Source organism: Rhodococcus jostii RHA1 (genome assembly GCF_000014565.1).
Lineage (GTDB): Bacteria > Actinomycetota > Actinomycetes > Mycobacteriales > Mycobacteriaceae > Rhodococcus_F > Rhodococcus_F jostii_A.
Map to the genome: position 1 here is coordinate 5,632,419 of NC_008268.1, position 16,767 is coordinate 5,649,185.

At 65.8% G+C, this 16,767-nt stretch carries 13 protein-coding genes and 1 pseudogene; 6 read left to right on the forward strand and 8 right to left on the reverse strand.

The window, feature by feature from the left end:
- Positions 1-33: 33 nt before the first annotated feature.
- The 6 genes from RHA1_RS25855 to RHA1_RS25880 form a co-directional block, all read right to left on the reverse strand.
- Complete coding sequence (locus RHA1_RS25855; RefSeq protein ID WP_011597486.1) at positions 34-1,530, reverse strand: gamma-aminobutyraldehyde dehydrogenase; 1,497 nt, start codon at positions 1,528-1,530, stop codon at positions 34-36.
- 91 nt (positions 1,531-1,621) lie between these two features.
- On the reverse strand, positions 1,622-3,103 hold the full coding sequence (locus RHA1_RS25860) for a gamma-aminobutyraldehyde dehydrogenase (RefSeq protein WP_011597487.1): 1,482 nt from the start codon (positions 3,101-3,103) through the stop codon (positions 1,622-1,624).
- Between the two features lie 46 nt (positions 3,104-3,149).
- Positions 3,150-3,575 (reverse strand): hypothetical protein, encoded by a 426-nt coding sequence (locus tag RHA1_RS25865; protein WP_011597488.1) that lies wholly within the window; start codon positions 3,573-3,575, stop codon positions 3,150-3,152.
- Positions 3,572-5,212 carry a GMC family oxidoreductase gene (locus RHA1_RS25870; protein ID WP_011597489.1) on the reverse strand — a complete coding sequence of 547 codons (1,641 nt, stop codon included), beginning with the start codon at positions 5,210-5,212 and terminating at the stop codon, positions 3,572-3,574. Before RHA1_RS25870 ends, RHA1_RS25865 begins: the two co-directional genes overlap by 4 nt.
- Before the next feature lie 212 nt (positions 5,213-5,424).
- On the reverse strand, positions 5,425-6,129 hold the full coding sequence (locus RHA1_RS25875) for a FadR/GntR family transcriptional regulator (RefSeq protein ID WP_237726946.1): 705 nt from the start codon (positions 6,127-6,129) through the stop codon (positions 5,425-5,427).
- A gap of 213 nt (positions 6,130-6,342) precedes the next feature.
- Positions 6,343-7,128, reverse strand: coding sequence for an SDR family NAD(P)-dependent oxidoreductase (locus RHA1_RS25880; protein ID WP_011597491.1), 786 nt, complete (start codon positions 7,126-7,128; stop codon positions 6,343-6,345).
- Between the two features lie 582 nt (positions 7,129-7,710).
- Here RHA1_RS25880 and bar point away from each other — a divergent pair.
- From bar to RHA1_RS25900, 5 genes and pseudogenes are all read left to right on the forward strand, one after another.
- The gene (gene bar / locus RHA1_RS25885; RefSeq protein WP_011597493.1) at positions 7,711-8,820 is read left to right on the forward strand and encodes a barbiturase; all 1,110 of its coding nucleotides are present in this window, start codon (positions 7,711-7,713) and stop codon (positions 8,818-8,820) included.
- A gap of 162 nt (positions 8,821-8,982) precedes the next feature.
- Positions 8,983-10,485: an amidase gene (locus RHA1_RS25890; protein ID WP_011597494.1), complete on the forward strand. Its 1,503-nt coding sequence runs from the start codon at positions 8,983-8,985 to the stop codon at positions 10,483-10,485.
- 49 nt (positions 10,486-10,534) lie between these two features.
- Positions 10,535-10,933 (forward strand): annotated as a pseudogene (locus tag RHA1_RS52015) (PucR family transcriptional regulator ligand-binding domain-containing protein); the annotation flags it as partial.
- Between the two features lie 206 nt (positions 10,934-11,139).
- Positions 11,140-12,249, forward strand: coding sequence for a PucR family transcriptional regulator (locus tag RHA1_RS52020; RefSeq protein WP_237726947.1), 1,110 nt, complete (start codon positions 11,140-11,142; stop codon positions 12,247-12,249).
- Between the two features lie 742 nt (positions 12,250-12,991).
- Positions 12,992-13,273: a hypothetical protein gene (locus RHA1_RS25900; protein WP_011597498.1), complete on the forward strand. Its 282-nt coding sequence runs from the start codon at positions 12,992-12,994 to the stop codon at positions 13,271-13,273.
- A gap of 529 nt (positions 13,274-13,802) precedes the next feature.
- On the opposite strand, the gene RHA1_RS25905 is transcribed toward RHA1_RS25900, so the two are convergent.
- Both RHA1_RS25905 and RHA1_RS25910 read right to left on the reverse strand, forming a co-directional pair.
- Positions 13,803-14,447: a TetR/AcrR family transcriptional regulator gene (locus tag RHA1_RS25905; protein ID WP_011597500.1), complete on the reverse strand. Its 645-nt coding sequence runs from the start codon at positions 14,445-14,447 to the stop codon at positions 13,803-13,805.
- Positions 14,448-14,595: 148 nt separating this feature from the next.
- The gene (locus tag RHA1_RS25910; protein WP_237726948.1) at positions 14,596-16,038 is read right to left on the reverse strand and encodes an MFS transporter; all 1,443 of its coding nucleotides are present in this window, start codon (positions 16,036-16,038) and stop codon (positions 14,596-14,598) included.
- A 234-nt stretch (positions 16,039-16,272) separates the two neighbouring features.
- Between RHA1_RS25910 and RHA1_RS25915 the strand changes: the two genes are divergently transcribed.
- A complete protein-coding gene (locus RHA1_RS25915) occupies positions 16,273-16,707 on the forward strand; it encodes an acyl-CoA thioesterase (RefSeq protein WP_011597502.1) in 435 nt (144 codons plus the stop codon).
- The last annotated feature ends 60 nt before the right edge of the window (positions 16,708-16,767 follow it).

Sequence of the window (16,767 nt, forward strand, 5' to 3'; positions counted from 1 at the left end):
GGGGTACCCACAGTGTCCGGTGGGCAGACGGACTTACCGGTCACCGAAGATCGTCCGGTGCCAGTCCTTGTGGGCGACGCCGGTGATATCCGACATCACATGCTTGACGTTGGTGTACTCGTCGAGCGAGTAGGTCGACATGTCCTTGCCGTAACCGGACTGCTTGTATCCGCCGTGTGGCATCTCGCTGATGATCGGGATGTGGTCGTTGACCCACACGCACCCGGCGGCGATATCGCGAGTAGCGCGTTGCGCCCGGTACAGGTCCCGGGTCCACGCCGACGCGGCCAGACCGAACGGGGTGTCGTTGGCCAGAGCGATGCCCTCGTCGTCATTGTCGAAGGGGAGCACGACCAGGACCGGGCCGAAGATCTCCTGCTGCACGATCTCGCTGTCCTGTGTGGCACCGACGACCAGGGTGGGCTCGTAGTAGAAGCCGTCGGCGAGGTCGCCACCCGGGATGTTCCCGCCCCGCACGATCGTGGCCCCACCGGCGCGGGCGCGGTCGACGAATCCGGCGACGTGCCCCTGCTGACGGCGCGAGACCAGCGGCCCCTGATCGGTGGACGGGTCGGTGGTGGGACCGAGCCGGACGGTGTCCATCACGGCAGCGACGCCGTCGACGAAACGGTCGAACAGTGGGCGCTGCACGTAGGCGCGGGTCGCGGCGGTGCAGTCCTGGCCGGTGTTGATCAGCGACGCGGCGACCGCCCCCTGAATGGCGGCGTCGACGTCGGCGTCGTCGAAGACGACGAACGGGGCCTTGCCGCCCAGTTCCAGGTGCAGCCGTTTGCCGGCCGCGGCGGCGGCGATGCCGTGTCCGACCGGTGTGGAGCCGGTGAACGAGACCATGCTGATGTCGCGATGGGTCACCAGTGCGTTGCCGGCGGTGGTGCCCTTGCCGGTGATCACGTTGATCACCCCGTCCGGGATCCCGGCGCGGGTGGCGGCCTCGGCGAACAGCAACGAGGTGAGCGGGGTGATCTCGGCGGGTTTGAGGACGATGGTGTTACCGGCGGCCACCGCGGGCAGGATCTTCCACGCGGCCATCTGCAGCGGGTAGTTCCACGGGGCGATCGAGCCGACGACACCGATCGGTTCGCGGCGGATGCTCGAGGTGTGATCGCCCGAGTACTCGCCCGAGGCCTTGCCTTCGAGGTTGCGTGCCGCGCCGGCGAAGAAGGCGACGTTGTCGATGCTGCCCGGCACGTCGAACTCGGTGGTCAGCTTGATCGGCTTACCCGCCTGCGCCGACTCGACGGTCGCGAGCTGATCGGCGATCGCCTCCAGTTCCCTGGCCCACCGGGTCATCACCTCGCAGCGGTGGGCCGGGGTGGCGCCGGCCCATTCCGGTAGGGCGCCGGCGGCCGCGGTGACGGCGTCGTCGACGTCCTCGGTCGAGGCCAGGGGGCCGGTGACGACGGTCCGACCGGTGGACGGGTCGAGCACGTCGAACGTGTCGGCGGACTTGCCGTCTCGGTAACGGCCACCGATGTACTGCGCGGGGCGGTCCCAGATATGTTGCGCCACAGTGATTCCTTCGTTCTTCCGACCTGCCCGGGCGGCGTGACGCCGCCCGGAAAAGGGGAGGGTTGGTGGGGTCGAGGTCGCGGCGGGCCGGTTAGCGGATGTCCACCATGACGTGCTTGAGGCGGGTGTACTCGAGCAGTCCGGCCTCGGCGTTCTCGGTGCCGATGCCCGAGGCCCCGAATCCGCTGACGGGCAGGTCCGCGGCGAAGACCAGGTGGTTGTTGACCCACACGGTGCCGAAGTTCAAGGCGTTCTGGACGCGGGTGGCAGTACCGACGTTGCTGGTGAACAACGACGACGCCAGCCCGTACCGGGTGCCGTTGGCCAGCGCGATCGCCTGCTCTTCGGTCTCGAAGGTCTGCACGGTGAACACCGGGCCGAAGATCTCCTCCTGGACCAGTTCTTCGTCGTCGGCGACTCCGACGACGATCGTCGGCGGGAAGAAGAACCCGTCACCCTCACAGCTCTCGCCGCCGGACACCACGCGGGCGCCGGTGCTGCGGCCGGTTATCTTGGCGAGCACCCGGTCGCGCTGCTGAGCCGAGTTCATCGGTCCCACCGTGGTGGTGGGATCGAGGACGTCACCGAGTTTCTCCCGGCTGCACCGCTCCTTCAGTCCGTCGACGAACGCGTCCAGCAGGCACGCGTGCACGATGACCCGGCTTGCGGACATGCACTCCTGACCGGTGTTGTACAGCCCACCGGTCGCGATCGCATCGAGCGCGGATTCGAGGTCGGCGTCGCCGAACACGATGACCGGGGAGTTGCCGCCGAGCTCCATGATGGCCTTCTTGACGCCGTCGGCGGCCGCGATGCCGACCTTGCGCCCGGTGTCGATGGATCCGGTGAAGGAGACCACGTCGACCTTCGGGTGCCGGGCCAGTGCGTCACCGGCGACGGCGCCGGTGCCGAAAACCACGTTGAACACCCCGTCCGGGAGCACCCGGGCGACGATCTCGGCGAGCCACGCCGTCGAGTACGGAGTGGTCTCGGCGGGCTTGAGGACGTATGTGTTGCCGGTGGCCAGCGCGGGGAACACCTTCGCGACCGCCTGCAGCAGCGGGTAGTTCCACGGCGTGATGCCTGCGGCGACACCGATCGGTTCGCGGCGCATGATCGAGGAGACGCCCGCGAGGTAGTCGCCGCTGGAGGGAGCCGGCAGGGTGCGGGCGGCGCCGGCGAAGAACCGCATCGCGTCGATCACCCCGGGCAGTTCCTCGTCCCGGACCGCGGTGATCGGCTTGCCCGCATCGACGGCCTCGACGATCGAGATCTCCGCGAGAAGTTCCTCGGTCATGGTGGCGATGTCGAGCAGGAATTTCGAGCGGGCGGCGGGGGTGAGGGCCGCCCATCCGGGCTGCGCGGCGCGGGCGGCGGCCACCGCTGCATCGACGTCGGCAGTGGAGGAAGCCGGGACCGTTCCGATCTCACGTCCGGTGGACGGGTCGAGCACCGTGATGATCTCCGGCGAGTTCGACGGGGTCCAGCGGCCGTTGATGAAGTTGCCGGTCACTCGTCCGGCGAGCCTGTGGAGAACCGAACGCTGGTCGGATCCGATCGTGGAGAGGGTCATGGGTGGAGTCCTTTGCTGTGAGGCAGGTGTGATGGGTGACGGGGGGCTATCGAGGTGTCGGCCGGTAGGAGCCGGGATAGTTCATCGCTGCCTCGAAGATCTCGTCGGAGAGTTCCTCGGCGGCTTCTTCGAGTCGGGGCGGGTTGCGATGCTGACCGGGGTAACCGATCAGCCCACGTACCTCGGGGACGAGGTAGTAGGCGCCACTGACCGCGGTGGCCACCACGTCGAACCGCGCCCGGTCGCTCTCGTGCAGGTCGACGACTGCCGGTTCGAGGTCGGAGGCCGTCGCCAGCAGTGCCAGCTCCGCCTGCAGCGCACCGACCAGGTCCGTGCGTGCCGTGAGTGCTCGCTCGAGCCAGATGCCCTCGGGGTCGGCGTCGCGGAGGCTGGGCCGGGTCGTCGTGGCGGGAATGAGGACGTCGGCGATGCGCCAGAGCGTCTGCCGTTCCTGCTCGCTCAGGTGGGTCATTCGGAAATCTCCTGCCAGCGTGCGTTGTTCGTGAGGTGTTCGGCTGCACGCAGCGCCAGTGCCGTGATGGTCGCGGTCGGGTTGACCGCACCCGAGGTGGGCATCACGCTGCCGTCGACGATCGCCAGGTTCGGCACGTCGTGGGCGATGTTCCACTCGTCGACCACCGACGTGGCGGGATCGGCACCCATCGTGGCTGTGCCCAGCAGGTGGCCCGGCTGCTCCGGCCACAGGTCGGTCGCCACCGTGCGCACCGCTCCGGCGGCCTCGTGCGCCTCGACGGCGCGTTCGAGGTTGAACTGCAGGAGCTTCCTCGTGTTCTCCGACAACCGGTAGCGGACGCGCGGAGCCGGGATCCCGTTCGAGTCGGTGAGCGTCGGGTCGAGGTCGACGTGGTTGGTCTCCTCCGGCATGTCCTGCGAGTTGATGCCCCACTGCAGGCCCCGGCCCAGTGTTTCGTCCATGCGGTCGTGCACCGCAGGCCCCCACTTTTCGGCGAACGGGCGCCGATCGTGCAGCGACAGCGCGCGCAGCGGCCCACCGATAGGCATCACCTGCCACTTCGCGCCGCCGACGAAGCCGCGGGATGCGTCGGTCTCGTAGAATTCGAGCGAGTGAATGGCCTGTCCGGCCGGCCCCAGCCAGCTGTCGAGCGGCTCGTCGTAGATGCCGGTGACCTCGGCGTTCGGGTGGAGCATCAGCCGCTTGCCGACCAGACCGGACGAGTTCGCCAGCCCGTTCGGGGCGCCGCCGTGCGCGGAGAGCAGCAGCAGGCGTGGGGTGCCGATGCCGTTCGCGGCCACGACGACCAACCGGGCCTTCTGCCGGTATTCGCGTCCGGCGGCGTCGACGTAGACGGCGCCGTCCGCGCGGCCCTTGGCGTCAACGGTGATCGTGCTGACCCGCGCGCCGGTGATCAGCCGGGCGCCGTGCCGGATGGCGGTCGGCCAGTGGGTGAGGTCGAAGGATGACTTCGCTCCCTCCGGACAACCGGTCTCGCAGGTGCCCCACCGGGCACATCGCGCGAACTCACCATGCTTCTGGGAGGCAATCGCGTTGGGGGAGGGCCACCAGTGCCAGCCCAGCTTGTTCATTCCGCGGGCCGCGATCCGCCCGATCCGGCCGATCGGGTGCGGGGGCAGCGGGGGCACCATGCCGTCGGGGTACATCGGGTCTCCTTCGAGCCCGGCGAGGCCGACGGCGGCGTCCATCCGGTCGTAGTACGGGGCGAGGTCCTCGTACGTGATCGGCCAGTCGTCGGCGACACCGTTGAGGGTCTTGACCCGAAAGTCCGAGGGCAGCAGGCGCATCCAGTGCGCGCTGTAGATCAGTGTGCTGCCCCCGACGCCCGCGAACATCACTGGGGAGACGTCCGACTCGGACACGTTGGTCGGATAGTCGGTTGCGGTGCCGCGCACGTTCGGCTCGGGATACCACTGCTTCTGCGAAAGCAGCTCGAATTCCGGTTTGTCGCCAGGGAACTCGCTGTTGTCGACCCAGCGGCCCTGCTCCAGGCAGACCACCGAGAACCCGTGCCGGGCCATGTGTTCGGCCACGACGCCCCCGGAGGGGCCGGCGCCGATGATCAGGACGTCCGCCCGATCCGAAGGTGTAGGTGCCCCATCGCCGATTGTCATCGGGATATCTCCTCCCGGCCTCACGGCCTCGGGTGTACCGGAGCGAGGCGGCAACCGCAGGTCGCGCATTCGCTCGTCTGTTCACTCACGCGGCGCCGAGACGCCGATCACACCTAAGAGGATAATTAACTTGGCCATTTTTGGCAAGGTAAATACAACTGAGGCGGATGATCGTGTGATCATCCGCCTCAGGGGGTAGGGAAGGGCGTGGGTCAGGGGACGCCGGCGGTGAGGAAGGCTGGAAGTTGCCGATGCGGTGTGCGCTGCAGAACGTCTGCGACGATCCCCTCGAAGTGGCCGAGATGCCGGTACATCTCCTGTTCGATCTCGACGGGGTCGCCCCGCTTGAGGGCCGCCAGCGTCGCTTCGTGCAACTCCACCCCGCATTCGTAGTCTTCCGGGGTGCGCAGCATCATGTCGTGGACGGGCGCGAGCTCCTTTTCCAGCCCCTTCATCATCGCCTCGAGCGACGGGTTGCCCGCGGCGCGCCAGATGGTCCGATGGAACAGCAGCTCGGCCTGCGCGGCCCGGCTGAGGTGATCCTTGTGCGCGCGCAGCAGATCGATCGAATGCTGCATCAGCTGGTAGTGCTCGTCCGTGGCACGCACGGCGGCCAGCTGCGCCACGCGCGGTTCGAGGGTCTTGCGCGCCTCCAGGATGCGGAAGATCTCGTCCGCCTGGAGCGGGTCGGCCGCCGGCAAATTCTCGAGGCCCTCGGGAATCCAGATCGAGATCACCTCGGGATTGCCGTGCCGACCCGGGCGGCTCCTGAGGATGCCCGCCTCGACGAGCTTGGAGATCGCGCTACTGACCGTCGGACGCGAGACGTCCATCTGTGCGGCGAGCGCCCGCTCCCCGGGCAGGACATCGCCTTCGCGCAGCTCACCAGACTTGATGCGGTCGATGATCTGATGCATGACGTCGCCGCCCGCGCTACGGCTCCGTACCGGCCTGAAGTCCCTCACGATTGCCTCCTTGTACGTTGCCGTCCGCGTCTCCATTGTAATGTAAGACATCTGCCAAATATGGCCAGTCATTGTGTCCGCTGAAGATGCAGATTTGTTGGCGCGGTCTCGGCTCTACCCGTCAAGGGTGCATCCTCCCCACTGTCCGTTAATGGAAAGCCGACGTCAGTTCGTATACAGCGCCGCGCCGAGTCCGCCGTCGACCACGATGGCTGCGCCGTTCACGAACGACGCGTCGTCCGACACGAGGAACCGCACCACATTGGCGACTTCTGCGGGTTCGGCGATGCGCTCCATCGGATAGGCAGAGGAAATATCCTGCCGTGCCAGATCGGGGTCGGCGTGGGCAGCGAAGTACTGCTGGACCATCGGGGTGTTCATGTCGCCGGGAAGTACCGCGTTGGCGCGGATCCCGGCGCGCGCCAATTCGCGCGTCACGGCGATGCTGCGAGTGAGTCCGAGGACCGCGTGTTTACTGGCCGTGTACGCGGTCAGCATGGGGTCGGCGCTCACCGACAGTACGGAGGCGATGTTGACGATGCTTCCGCCGCGGCCGTGTCGCAGCATCGCTGCTGCGGCGTGTTTGCACACCCAGAAGGGGCCGCGCACGTTCGTCAGGTCGATGATGTCCCAGTCCTCGTTGGTGGTCTCCAGAAAGCTCCGTTCGATCTGACGCCCAGCATTGTTGACCACGAAGTCGAGCGTTCCGAAGCTGGTCTCGACCTGTCTGAGGGCGTCGACCACGCTCGGTTCGTCGGTGACATCGGCCTGTACCGCAATGACGGTCCCCTGCAGGTCGTGGGCCATCTGTGCGGTTTCCTGCAATGTGTCGGCGTTGCGGCTGAGGGCTACGACGTTGGCGCCGTGTGCGGCCAGCGCCAGGACCGTTGCCCGGCCGAGACCACCGGAGGCGCCGGTGACGAGTCCGGATTTAGCTGTGCAAGAGAGCATGTGATTCCTCGAGGTATGGGATCGCGATCGGAAGACCCGTTGCGGTATAACCGATCCGGCGCGTCGCGACCGGGCACTCGTCGGGTTCCACGAATGTCTCGGTCAAGGATTCGCCGACCGGGCGGCAAGATGGTTCGATTTCCGAAAACCTACCCTGGCAAGTGACCCGAGGCCCTGGTTTGCGCAGCCTACTTATCTCACGCTCATCTTCGGTTGGGAGACGGAGACGGAGGAGACGAGCTGGTGACGCGGCGTGGGCGCATGTGATTTCGCGGGGCGGCGGCGAGTCAGATCTGCCCAATAGCAGCTCTGGTTTGGGCAAATATTGCCAGTGCTCAAAGGTGGTCGCCCTCATAGCGTGGGCGGCGTGAGAGTTCTGATCGGGTTCCCGGTGATCCGCACAGCAGGTGGTGACTTCTGGCGGTGCTCGCCGAGGTCACGACCCGCATGCCGATCCGTTGAGATCGGGCGGGGTGGTCGCCACATCCCGCACCGTGTTCACCGTGGACGCGCCGATACCAGCCGAACGATCGTCACCGCCTGATTTTCCTACCCCGCACGCCCCACACAGAGGAGATGTCAATGCCCGACGCAATCGAGGTCCGCAAGGTTCCGCTGCACAGCGTTTCCGACGCCGGCGAGCTGGCCAAGCTCATCGACGACGGCGTGCTCGAAGCGGACCGTGTCGTCGCTGTCATCGGCAAGACCGAGGGCAACGGCGGCGTCAATGACTACACGCGCATCATCGCGGACCGAGCCTTTCGTGAGGTCCTCTCGGCGAAGGGCCGCCGCAGCGCCGACGAGGTGGCCGAGGTGCCCATTGTCTGGTCCGGCGGGACCGACGGTGTGATCAGCCCGCACGCAACGATCTTCGCGACTGTGCCAGCCGGGAAGGCGACGAAGACCGACGAGCCGCGGCTGACCGTCGGTGTCGCAATGAGCGAGCAGCTGCTGCCCGAGGACATCGGTCGCACACCCATGATCACGAAGGTGGCCGCGGCAGTGAAGATGGCGATGGCCAATGCCGGCATCACCGACCCGGCCGACGTGCACTACGTGCAGACGAAGACGCCGTTGCTGACGATCCACACCATCCGCGACGCCAAGAGCCGCGGCGAGACGGTGTGGACCGAGCACACCCACGAGTCGATGGACCTGTCCAACGGCGTTACGGCACTGGGGATTGCCGTCGCGCTCGGCGAGATCGACATGCCCAGCGACGCCGATGTCATGCACCGCCGGGACCTCTTCTCGTCGGTGGCATCCTGTTCGTCGGGTGTCGAGTTGGACAGGGCCCAGGTCGTCGTCGTCGGCAATGCGCGTGGCATCGGCGGTCGCTACCGGATCGGGCACAGCGTGATGAAGGACCCGCTCGACCAGGACGGCATCTGGGCGGCGATCCGGGACGCCGGACTCGAGCTGCCCGAGCGGCCGCACACGAGCGACCTGGACGGCCAGCTCGTCAACGTCTTCCTCAAGTGTGAAGCGAGCCAGGACGGGACGGTCCGTGGCCGCCGCAACGCGATGCTCGATGACTCGGACGTGCACTGGCACCGCCAGATCAAGTCCTGTGTGGGCGGTGTCGCGTCGTCGGTGACGGGTGATCCGGCGGTGTTCGTGTCGGTGTCGGCGGCACACCAGGGTCCGGAGGGCGGCGGCCCCGTTGCCGCGATCGTCGACCTCGGCCAATAGTTCGTGCTCACACCGTGAGTGAGGTTGCGTCGCGGCCCGGCAACCGGGCCGCGACGCAACCTCGACCACACCAACCGCCGATCGTGAACGATGCTGCGGTCGGTGTCCATGCACGTCGGCGGTTCGCCGGTATTCACTCTTGAAACGTGGAGAGGTTCACCCATGTCACACGTCATCGACCCCGTCACCGTCGGCGATTCCGGCCCTCGCCCGGGAGCCTCGTGCCAGCCGCGCGAATACGGAGAGCTCGTCATGTGTGACGCGCTGACGCTCAGTAGTGCGATCAAGAGCCGCGAGGTGTCGTGCATCGACGTGATGACCGCCTATCTCGACCACATCGAATTGCACAATCGCAGTGTCAACGCCATTGTCGCCCTGCGTGACCGGGACCAGTTGCTTGCCGAGGCGCGCGAGCGGGACCGCCAACTGGCCGACGGGCACTACCTCGGCTGGATGCACGGGTTCCCGCACGCCGTCAAGGACCTCTCCGCGGTCAAGGGATTACCGTTCACCTCGGGATCACCGATCTTTGCCGACCGGATCGCCGACGCGGACGACCTGTTCGTCACGCGGATCAGGGCAGCCGGTGCCATCATCATCGGCAAGACCAACACCCCCGAGTTCGGACTCGGATCCCAAACGTACAACCCGGTCTGGGGGACGACGGCGACACCGTACGACACCTCACGCACCGCCGGTGGAAGCAGCGGCGGCGCTGCTGCGGCCCTGGCGTTGCGGATGGTTCCGGTTGCCGACGGCAGTGACTACATGGGCTCGCTGCGTAATCCGCCGGCCTTCAATAATGTTGTGGGATTTCGCCCGTCGTGGGGCCGCATCCCGGAGGCCGGATTCGTCGCGCAGGGTGCGGTTGTCGGTCCGATGGGGCGGTCGGTGGCTGATGTGACGCACCTGCTGTCCACGATGGCGGGTCCCGACGCCAACGCCCCGCTGGGCATCGACGAGGACCCCGAGGTATTCACCCGGAGCCTCGACCGTGACTTCAGCGGGACTCGGATCGCGTGGGTAGGGGACTGGGGCGGGTACATGGCGACGGAACCCGGAGTCCTCGAACTGTGCGAGTCCGCATTCGAGGCGTTCGGGAACATCGGTTGCCGCGTCGAGGCGGCGCTCCCCGACTACAAGCCCGAGGACATTTGGCAGCTGTTTCTGAGGTGGCGCTGGTGGGCGCAACTCGGCTTGGTCGACCTCTACAACGACCCGCAGACACGCGCGCAGATGAAGCCCGAGTTCGTGTGGGAGATGGAGCACGGAATCGCTCTCTCCGCGCTCGACGTCACCAGGGCTGCGGCGGCACGCAACGACTGGCAGGCGGCCGTCACGAAGATGTTCGAAACCTATGACTACATCCTCGCGCCCAGTGCGCAGGTGTTTCCGTTCGACAAGGCCACACACTGGCCCACGACGATCGCGGGCCGGCCGATGGATACCTATCACCGGTGGATGGAGACCGTCGCACCGTGGACGATGGCGAGTCTTCCGGTTGCTGCGATGCCGGTCGGTTTCGATGACCGCGGGCTTCCCATGGGAATCCAGATCATTGGACGACACGGCGCAGACCGGGCCGTTCTCCAACTCGCCCACGCGTACGAGCAGGCAACGAAGTGGGTGGAGCGTGTGCTTCCGCCCGCGCTCCTCCCGGGCTGAGCCGTGTTGGTGACGCGGCGCTGTATCGTCGCCGGCGTACGGTTGGCATATGGAAGATGTTGCCAACGGAGAGCGACCACAGGCACATGATTTGCCAACACCGGTCGGCTACGAGTTGACGGTTCGAGAGCTGCTGACCCTGCCTAGCCTGACCGGCTCGAAGCTGATCGCGGGGGCTGACGGCCTGGAGCAGATCGTCCTGCGGGTCAACGTCATCGAGGTGCCGGACATACTGCCGTGGGTCAAGCCGAACGAACTGTTGATCACCACCGGATTCCCGCTGCGGCATGCCGACTCGGGCCAGCCGTTCGACCCCGCCGCGCTGGTCGAGCTCATCGAAGGTCTCGCCCAGTGCGGCGCTGCCGCACTCGGTGTAAAGGAGGGCCGGTACCTCGACGAGCTTCCCGCCGCGATGCTCGAGGCGTCCGACCGTCTCGGGTTTCCGCTGTTCCTCATCCCGCGGGAGATCGGATTCGACGAGGTGATGTCCGAGGTGTTTACGCACCTCGTCGATCGTCAGGCGTGGGCACTGGACGTTGCGGACCGCATGCACCGTGCCTTGACCAAGATCGTCCTCGAGGGCGGGGATCTGCCGCAGATTGCGGCGCGGAGCTGTTCGACGCCGCGGTCCTCATCTGCACGCCCGACGGGCGAGTGCAGGCGACAGCTGGTGCGACTCCCAACCTGCAGGCGCTGGACGGGTTGCCACTGTTCGACCCGTCCGGCAGGCTTCGTACAGAACGCCTACACCACGGTCTGCAGCCGGCACCGGGCACCGAGGCAGGTCAGATCGCAGTCGCGCCGGTTGTCGCCGGCGGCACCGACCACGGCCTCATCGTCGCCTTCGTGGCAGAAGGCGGACTGGGCCCGGTCACCGTGCAAGCGCTCGAGCGGGCCGCCACCGTTGTCGCGTTGGCGGTCACCAAGCAACTCGCGGTGTCGGCCGTCGAATCCAAATTTCGTGGCGACTTCCTGCGCGATGTTCTCAACGGCACCGCAGGGACGACCGCCCAGATCACGGAACACTGCGCGCAGCTCGAATGGGACGTGAATCGCAGCATGGTGGTCGTCGTCGCAGAGCTCGACCCGGACGCCGATCCGGCGACGGCCGGCCGGACGACACCCACGCCGGTTGCCGGGCGAATGCCGCAACAGCGGCTCACCGCTGCCTGGCAGCAGGTGGTCCGTCGCAGGGATCGGTTCGCACCGGTAGTTGGCTTCAGTCATGAAGTGGTGGCCTTGATGCCGGTGGACGGCAGTGACACCAAAACTGTGATCGAGGATCTGATCGCAGCCGTCACCGGGGACCGTGGAGGCGGCCGGCATTCGTTCTGCACCGGAGTCAGTCGCGTCATCGACTCGGTGGCCGGCATCCCGCAGGCGTACGCCCAGGCGCGGAAGGCGGTGACGGTGGGGCGGCGGATGCGCGGGAACGGTACTGTCGCCCACTTCGACGGCCTGGGCGTCCACAGACTGCTCTCCCTGGTCGACGACAGCGCTGAACTCCAAGCCTTCGCCAGTGAGGTCCTCGGCTCGCTGGCCGACGACGCCGACGAGGCGATCGATCTCCGCCAGACGCTGCAGGCACTCCTGGACACCAACTGCAACGTCGCCGAGACTGCACGCGTCCTGCATTTCCACTACAACACGTTGCGTTACCGGATCGGCAAGTTGGAGAGCATCGTCGGCCCTTTCACGACGGATCCGATACTGCGCTTGGATGTGGCGCTTGCATTGCGGGTCGTGGAGATGGAGGGTTTGTAGCCGATCAGCGGTGGCCGTGTCGGGGACGCTCGAAGGAGGCCTGCGGATCGAGGCCGGTCCGCATGCGCCACGCCGTCAGGGCAAGTCCGAGGCACACCAACTGTGCCGGTAGAATATGTTGTGTCACAAGTGATCACGGATCCGAGCTGCTCGGACTCGTCCCGGCGGTGCTGGGCAAGGAGCGTCTTCGCCGAAAGCGATCCGCACCCACCTGCGCCTGCCTGTTTGCCTCGAGAGGAGAAGTGCAAGGGACGCAATGTCGTCGACCGGCCCATCGGGAACGACAAAAGCAGTGGCGGGCCCGCCATCCCTTACGGCAACCTCACCTCGAGTAAGGGACATGCGCGAGCCGGAGCAATCAGCGCTCGTATGCCGCGAAAACATCTGCCGCGCTCATGAGGGCATCGGCGATGTTTGCTCAATTAGTTTGCAAATTTTGGTAGGGAGTACCAGCGTTGCACCCCGGGCATCAATGGAAGAGTGGGTGAAGTTGGCGGGAGTACCCCCATAGTCAGTCCCGCGGATATATGACGTGGCGGCGCGCCACTTCTTCTCTCCGGCTGCCCTTGCCGGAATCTCGATCTCCGCGCGTTTGCACAACGGGACTTCTGGAAGGAGGCCAGGACACATTCGCCTGAGCAACCACGACGCCTTGACTACCCGTCACGTCGGTGGGCGGCACTGGTCTTCGGCAAGCTAGGAGCTCGCCGCTCACCGTCCACCGCCCTGTGAGAGGAAACCAATGAATGCTTTGCACTACGTCGGTATTGCGCTGCTCATTGTTTCGAACGTACTGATCCCCCCGACGCTTCTGCGATTCCAGAACGGCGCCAGCCAGTTTCTGCGCTCGACCGTCACCTTGGCATTGGCTGGGTCGGCAGCAATGCTGGTAAGCGCACTGACCTCCATCGATGCTTCAGTTGGACAGCGGTGGGCTACCGCGCTTGCCGGAGTCCTCAGCGGCAGCGTCGTGGCTGCAACCATTGCACTGGTGATCGAGCCCCGATTCACCGAATCGGGCTAGCCCGGATTCGGACAGCGGCAGTCCAACGAGTGGCCGGCGGTGCCCGGTCGCCTGTATGAGGTAAGTCCTGCAATGGTCAGATCGTTCTGGTGGGCACAGAGTTTCACGAGTCGCGTTTTGTGCGGGAATCTCAATCTGACTGGCAGTGCCCCCGATGCGATGGCGCTCGAGCGCTGGAGAGCGGGTCCCAAGCCCGGCTGTCGGACCTGTGCGAACTTGGGATTGGTGGGGACGGCGCGCAAACTGACATTCTCGTTGCCGAGTGCGAACAAATCATGAGTGACACGGTGCAGGTCAGAGCGTTTCTCTGGTAGTCGACTAACGCCACGGTCGACCTGGAGGTCGAGAATATTGACAAGATCGCGGGAATCCGCTGATGACCGGACCGTGAGAATCCTACGCCAATCAGCACCGGCCGCTACAAATCTCCCTGTACGTTCCACTGGTTGCCGAGCTCCCGAACGGCGCCACCGGCAAGGTCCTCGAGCACGAACTGCGCCGAGGCTGAATTCGCTCCGGCTCATCGCCGCTACGGCGGAGAGATGAGCCGGATCACCCCATCGAGTATCAGCTCGATCTTGTCTGCGCCGAAGTTGTGGGGCTCGAGGGGGGCGATGATCGCCAACCCGTCACCCATCGCCCCGATTTGATCGACGAGGATCACCGCGGATACGTCATCGCGGATCGTGCCGCGCCGCTGGCCTTCCCGGACAACGTCGGCGAAGCGCGCACGATAACTCGCGTATCGCCGAGCGATGGTCTCCCGCAATTTCGCGTCGAATTGCGTATTGGCCAGCAGTTGCGACATCACATGGGAGAATTCCGGTTCCCCGACCGACATTTCCAGCCATTGCTGCAGCAGTCCACGGATGTCTGCCTCCGGTGCGACGGCATCGAGCAGTGTGTCGTACCGGTCGAAGCGGCTTTCCGCGAGCGCGTGGACGAGGTCGCTCTTGTTGGCGAAATAGTAGGTCACCGCCCCCGTCGTATATCCAGCGCGTTCGGCGACTTTTCGAAGCGACGCTCTCGCGAACCCCTGCTCGGCGATGACGCTGGTGGCCGCTCTGAGCAGCTCCGCCCTCTTCTCCTCGTGATCGCCTACCGGGCGCCCGGGTCCTCGCATCGGGGGTGCCGTGTGTTCGGCACCATCCGGGTCGTTCGTCTGCGTGAGCATGGTCCCATCATCACATCGACGCCGCCCCGGATCGACCCCGCGGGCATCTGCACGGTGCCGAGCAGCCTTCCAACGTGGTTTCGGTTCCTGGCGACAACGGGCCGCCGGGCCTTTCCAGACCGGGCGGCCCGCTCGTACGCGACTGTGGTCAGTCGGCAGGTCGCAACTCGCGCGCCGAGACTTCTTCCAACGACTTGTTGGCCGTCTTCGGGCCGAACCCGAACACCACGATCGCGGACACGATGTACACCGCGGCTGCGCTGATCATCAGGCCCGACCGGTCGAGACCCCATTCGTCTGCGCTGTAGATGGCGGCGCCGAGCACGCCTGAGAGAACGCCACCCAGTCGGCCGAGACTGAAAATGACGCCGGTGCCCAGACCTCGGGCCTCGGTGGGCATTGTTTCGGGAATGTAGGCGTAATAGACGGAGAACACGACACCGGTGAGAATGCCCGCGGCGCCGCCCGCGATGGCGACCACGACATTGCTGGTAGCGAGGCCGAGCGCCAGGATCGGGAGCGCCGAAGCCGCCGACGACCAGAGAATGAGTGCTTTACGCTCCATCCGGTCGATCAGCAATACGGTGACGAGTGGAGTGAGCGCATACACGAGCGACCAGGCGAACTGGAGTGTGTAGGCGTCGGTCTCGGAGTATTGCAGCGAATCGATTAGCACATAGACCGACCAGTTCTGATACATGTAGAGCCCGAGTGTGGCGCCGAACCAGCCGAAGCCGACGACGGCGACCAGCCGGAGCATCTTCTTGTTTCGCACCAGTTCGCGCAGGGTGTATTGGGTGCCGGTTTCGATGCGTACGATGGGCGTCGGCAGCGGTTTGCCCGCGTGCCGGGCCCTGCCTTCGAGGTCGGCGACCTGCTTGTCGGCGGCGTCGAGATCTCCTTGGCCGACCTGCCAGCGCACCGATTCCGGGAGCAAGAGGCGGACGGCGGGGGCGATGAGCAAGCCGACTGTGCCGAATAGGAACAGGTAGCGCCAGGTTCCCGGCGCGCTGTTGGGCAGCATGTACAGCGACAGTGCGCCGAGGATGGGGGCAGTGAGGGTGAAGGCGATCGTGGCGATGGCGACGAAGCGTCCCCGCGATTTCGACGGGAACATCTCGGCGATGTACACGAGCAAGACCGAGGTCGCCGCCTGCACACCTATGCCGGTGATGATCCGGGAGACCAGCAGCCAGGAGTATTCGGGCATTGCCGCCGACATCAGTGAGGCGAGGGAGTAGACCACCGTCGCCCACACCAGCACCGTGCGGCGTCCGAACCGGTCGGCCAGTCGCCCGCCGATGAGCGCGCCGACGAGCATGCCGACGAAGAAGACGCTGCCTATGGTGCCGATCTGGCCGGTGGTGAGATTCGCGTCGGATTGCAGTGCCGGTGCGATGTAGATGAAAAGCCCGTTGTCGTAGTACTCGATCATCAAATTGATCGCGATGAGGCCAATCCACACGATGTGTGGTTTCAGTACCGGGAGCCGGTCCAGCCGGGCGACGATTTCGGGCCCGTGCAGGGGTGGGCTGACACGGTCGGAAGTGGTGGGCTGCTGTGTCAAGGTGTGCTCACTGATGTCGATCACACCGTCGCGGTGTGATGGGGATGGAGGCGTCGACACGTGGGGGACGCCTGCGAGCGGAACGGTCTCCCTCTCCGGGGCTCCGGCCCTCAGTTCTTCGGGTGACGCACGCCACATTATCGACTCACCATGATTAACGCAACAGTGGTTATGTAAACTCCGAGTTGCCGGCCGCGGAGGCCGGCTCGTCACGAGCTGGTCGGCGGGCGGACCCTGAGAAGTGAGCGGGTGAGGTAGATGGACACATCGCAGGTCATCGGAATTCCGTTGCGTTGGAACGACGTCGATGCCTATCGGCACGTCTCGCACATGGCCCTGGTGGCAATCCTCGACGATGGCCGCGGCCGCTGGCTCGACAGCGTCGTCGGCTCCCTGGTTCCAGACTGGGGGTATGTCGTCGCCCGGCTCGAGCTGGACTTCCGGGCCCCCGCCTCACTTGGCGAACGGGTGCTTTTCGGCACGTTCGCTGTGGAGCATGTCGGCTCGTCGAGCATCCGACTGCAGGAGCGACTGACGACCAATTCGGGCACGGTGGTGGTCGAAGCTGTCAGCGTGATCGTCGCCTGGGATCAGGACCAGGCGGTCGGCCGCCCACTGACCGGTGCGGAGAAGGCAGCGCTCACTCGCGAAATAGCGCCAGCTCACGGTGTGTCGAAATCTCTGACAACATAGTTGTGCAAACCCTCCTGGCTTGCTGCAGTGATCTGTGCACCAGGGATTCCGATTCGGTCG

Excerpts from the sequence above, each read along its gene's own strand:
- RHA1_RS25860 (WP_011597487.1), bottom strand. The coding sequence starts at position 3,103 with ATGACCCTCTCCACGATCGGATCCGACCAGCGTTCGGTTCTCCACAGG.
- RHA1_RS25865 (WP_011597488.1), bottom strand. The coding sequence starts at position 3,575 with ATGACCCACCTGAGCGAGCAGGAACGGCAGACGCTCTGGCGCATCGCC.
- RHA1_RS25870 (WP_011597489.1), bottom strand. The coding sequence starts at position 5,212 with ATGACAATCGGCGATGGGGCACCTACACCTTCGGATCGGGCGGACGTC.
- RHA1_RS25875 (WP_237726946.1), bottom strand. The coding sequence starts at position 6,129 with ATGCATCAGATCATCGACCGCATCAAGTCTGGTGAGCTGCGCGAAGGC.
- RHA1_RS25880 (WP_011597491.1), bottom strand. The coding sequence starts at position 7,128 with ATGCTCTCTTGCACAGCTAAATCCGGACTCGTCACCGGCGCCTCCGGT.
- bar (WP_011597493.1), top strand. The coding sequence starts at position 7,711 with ATGCCCGACGCAATCGAGGTCCGCAAGGTTCCGCTGCACAGCGTTTCC.
- RHA1_RS25890 (WP_011597494.1), top strand. The coding sequence starts at position 8,983 with ATGTCACACGTCATCGACCCCGTCACCGTCGGCGATTCCGGCCCTCGC.
- RHA1_RS25900 (WP_011597498.1), top strand. The coding sequence starts at position 12,992 with ATGAATGCTTTGCACTACGTCGGTATTGCGCTGCTCATTGTTTCGAAC.
- RHA1_RS25905 (WP_011597500.1), bottom strand. The coding sequence starts at position 14,447 with ATGCTCACGCAGACGAACGACCCGGATGGTGCCGAACACACGGCACCC.
- RHA1_RS25915 (WP_011597502.1), top strand. The coding sequence starts at position 16,273 with ATGGACACATCGCAGGTCATCGGAATTCCGTTGCGTTGGAACGACGTC.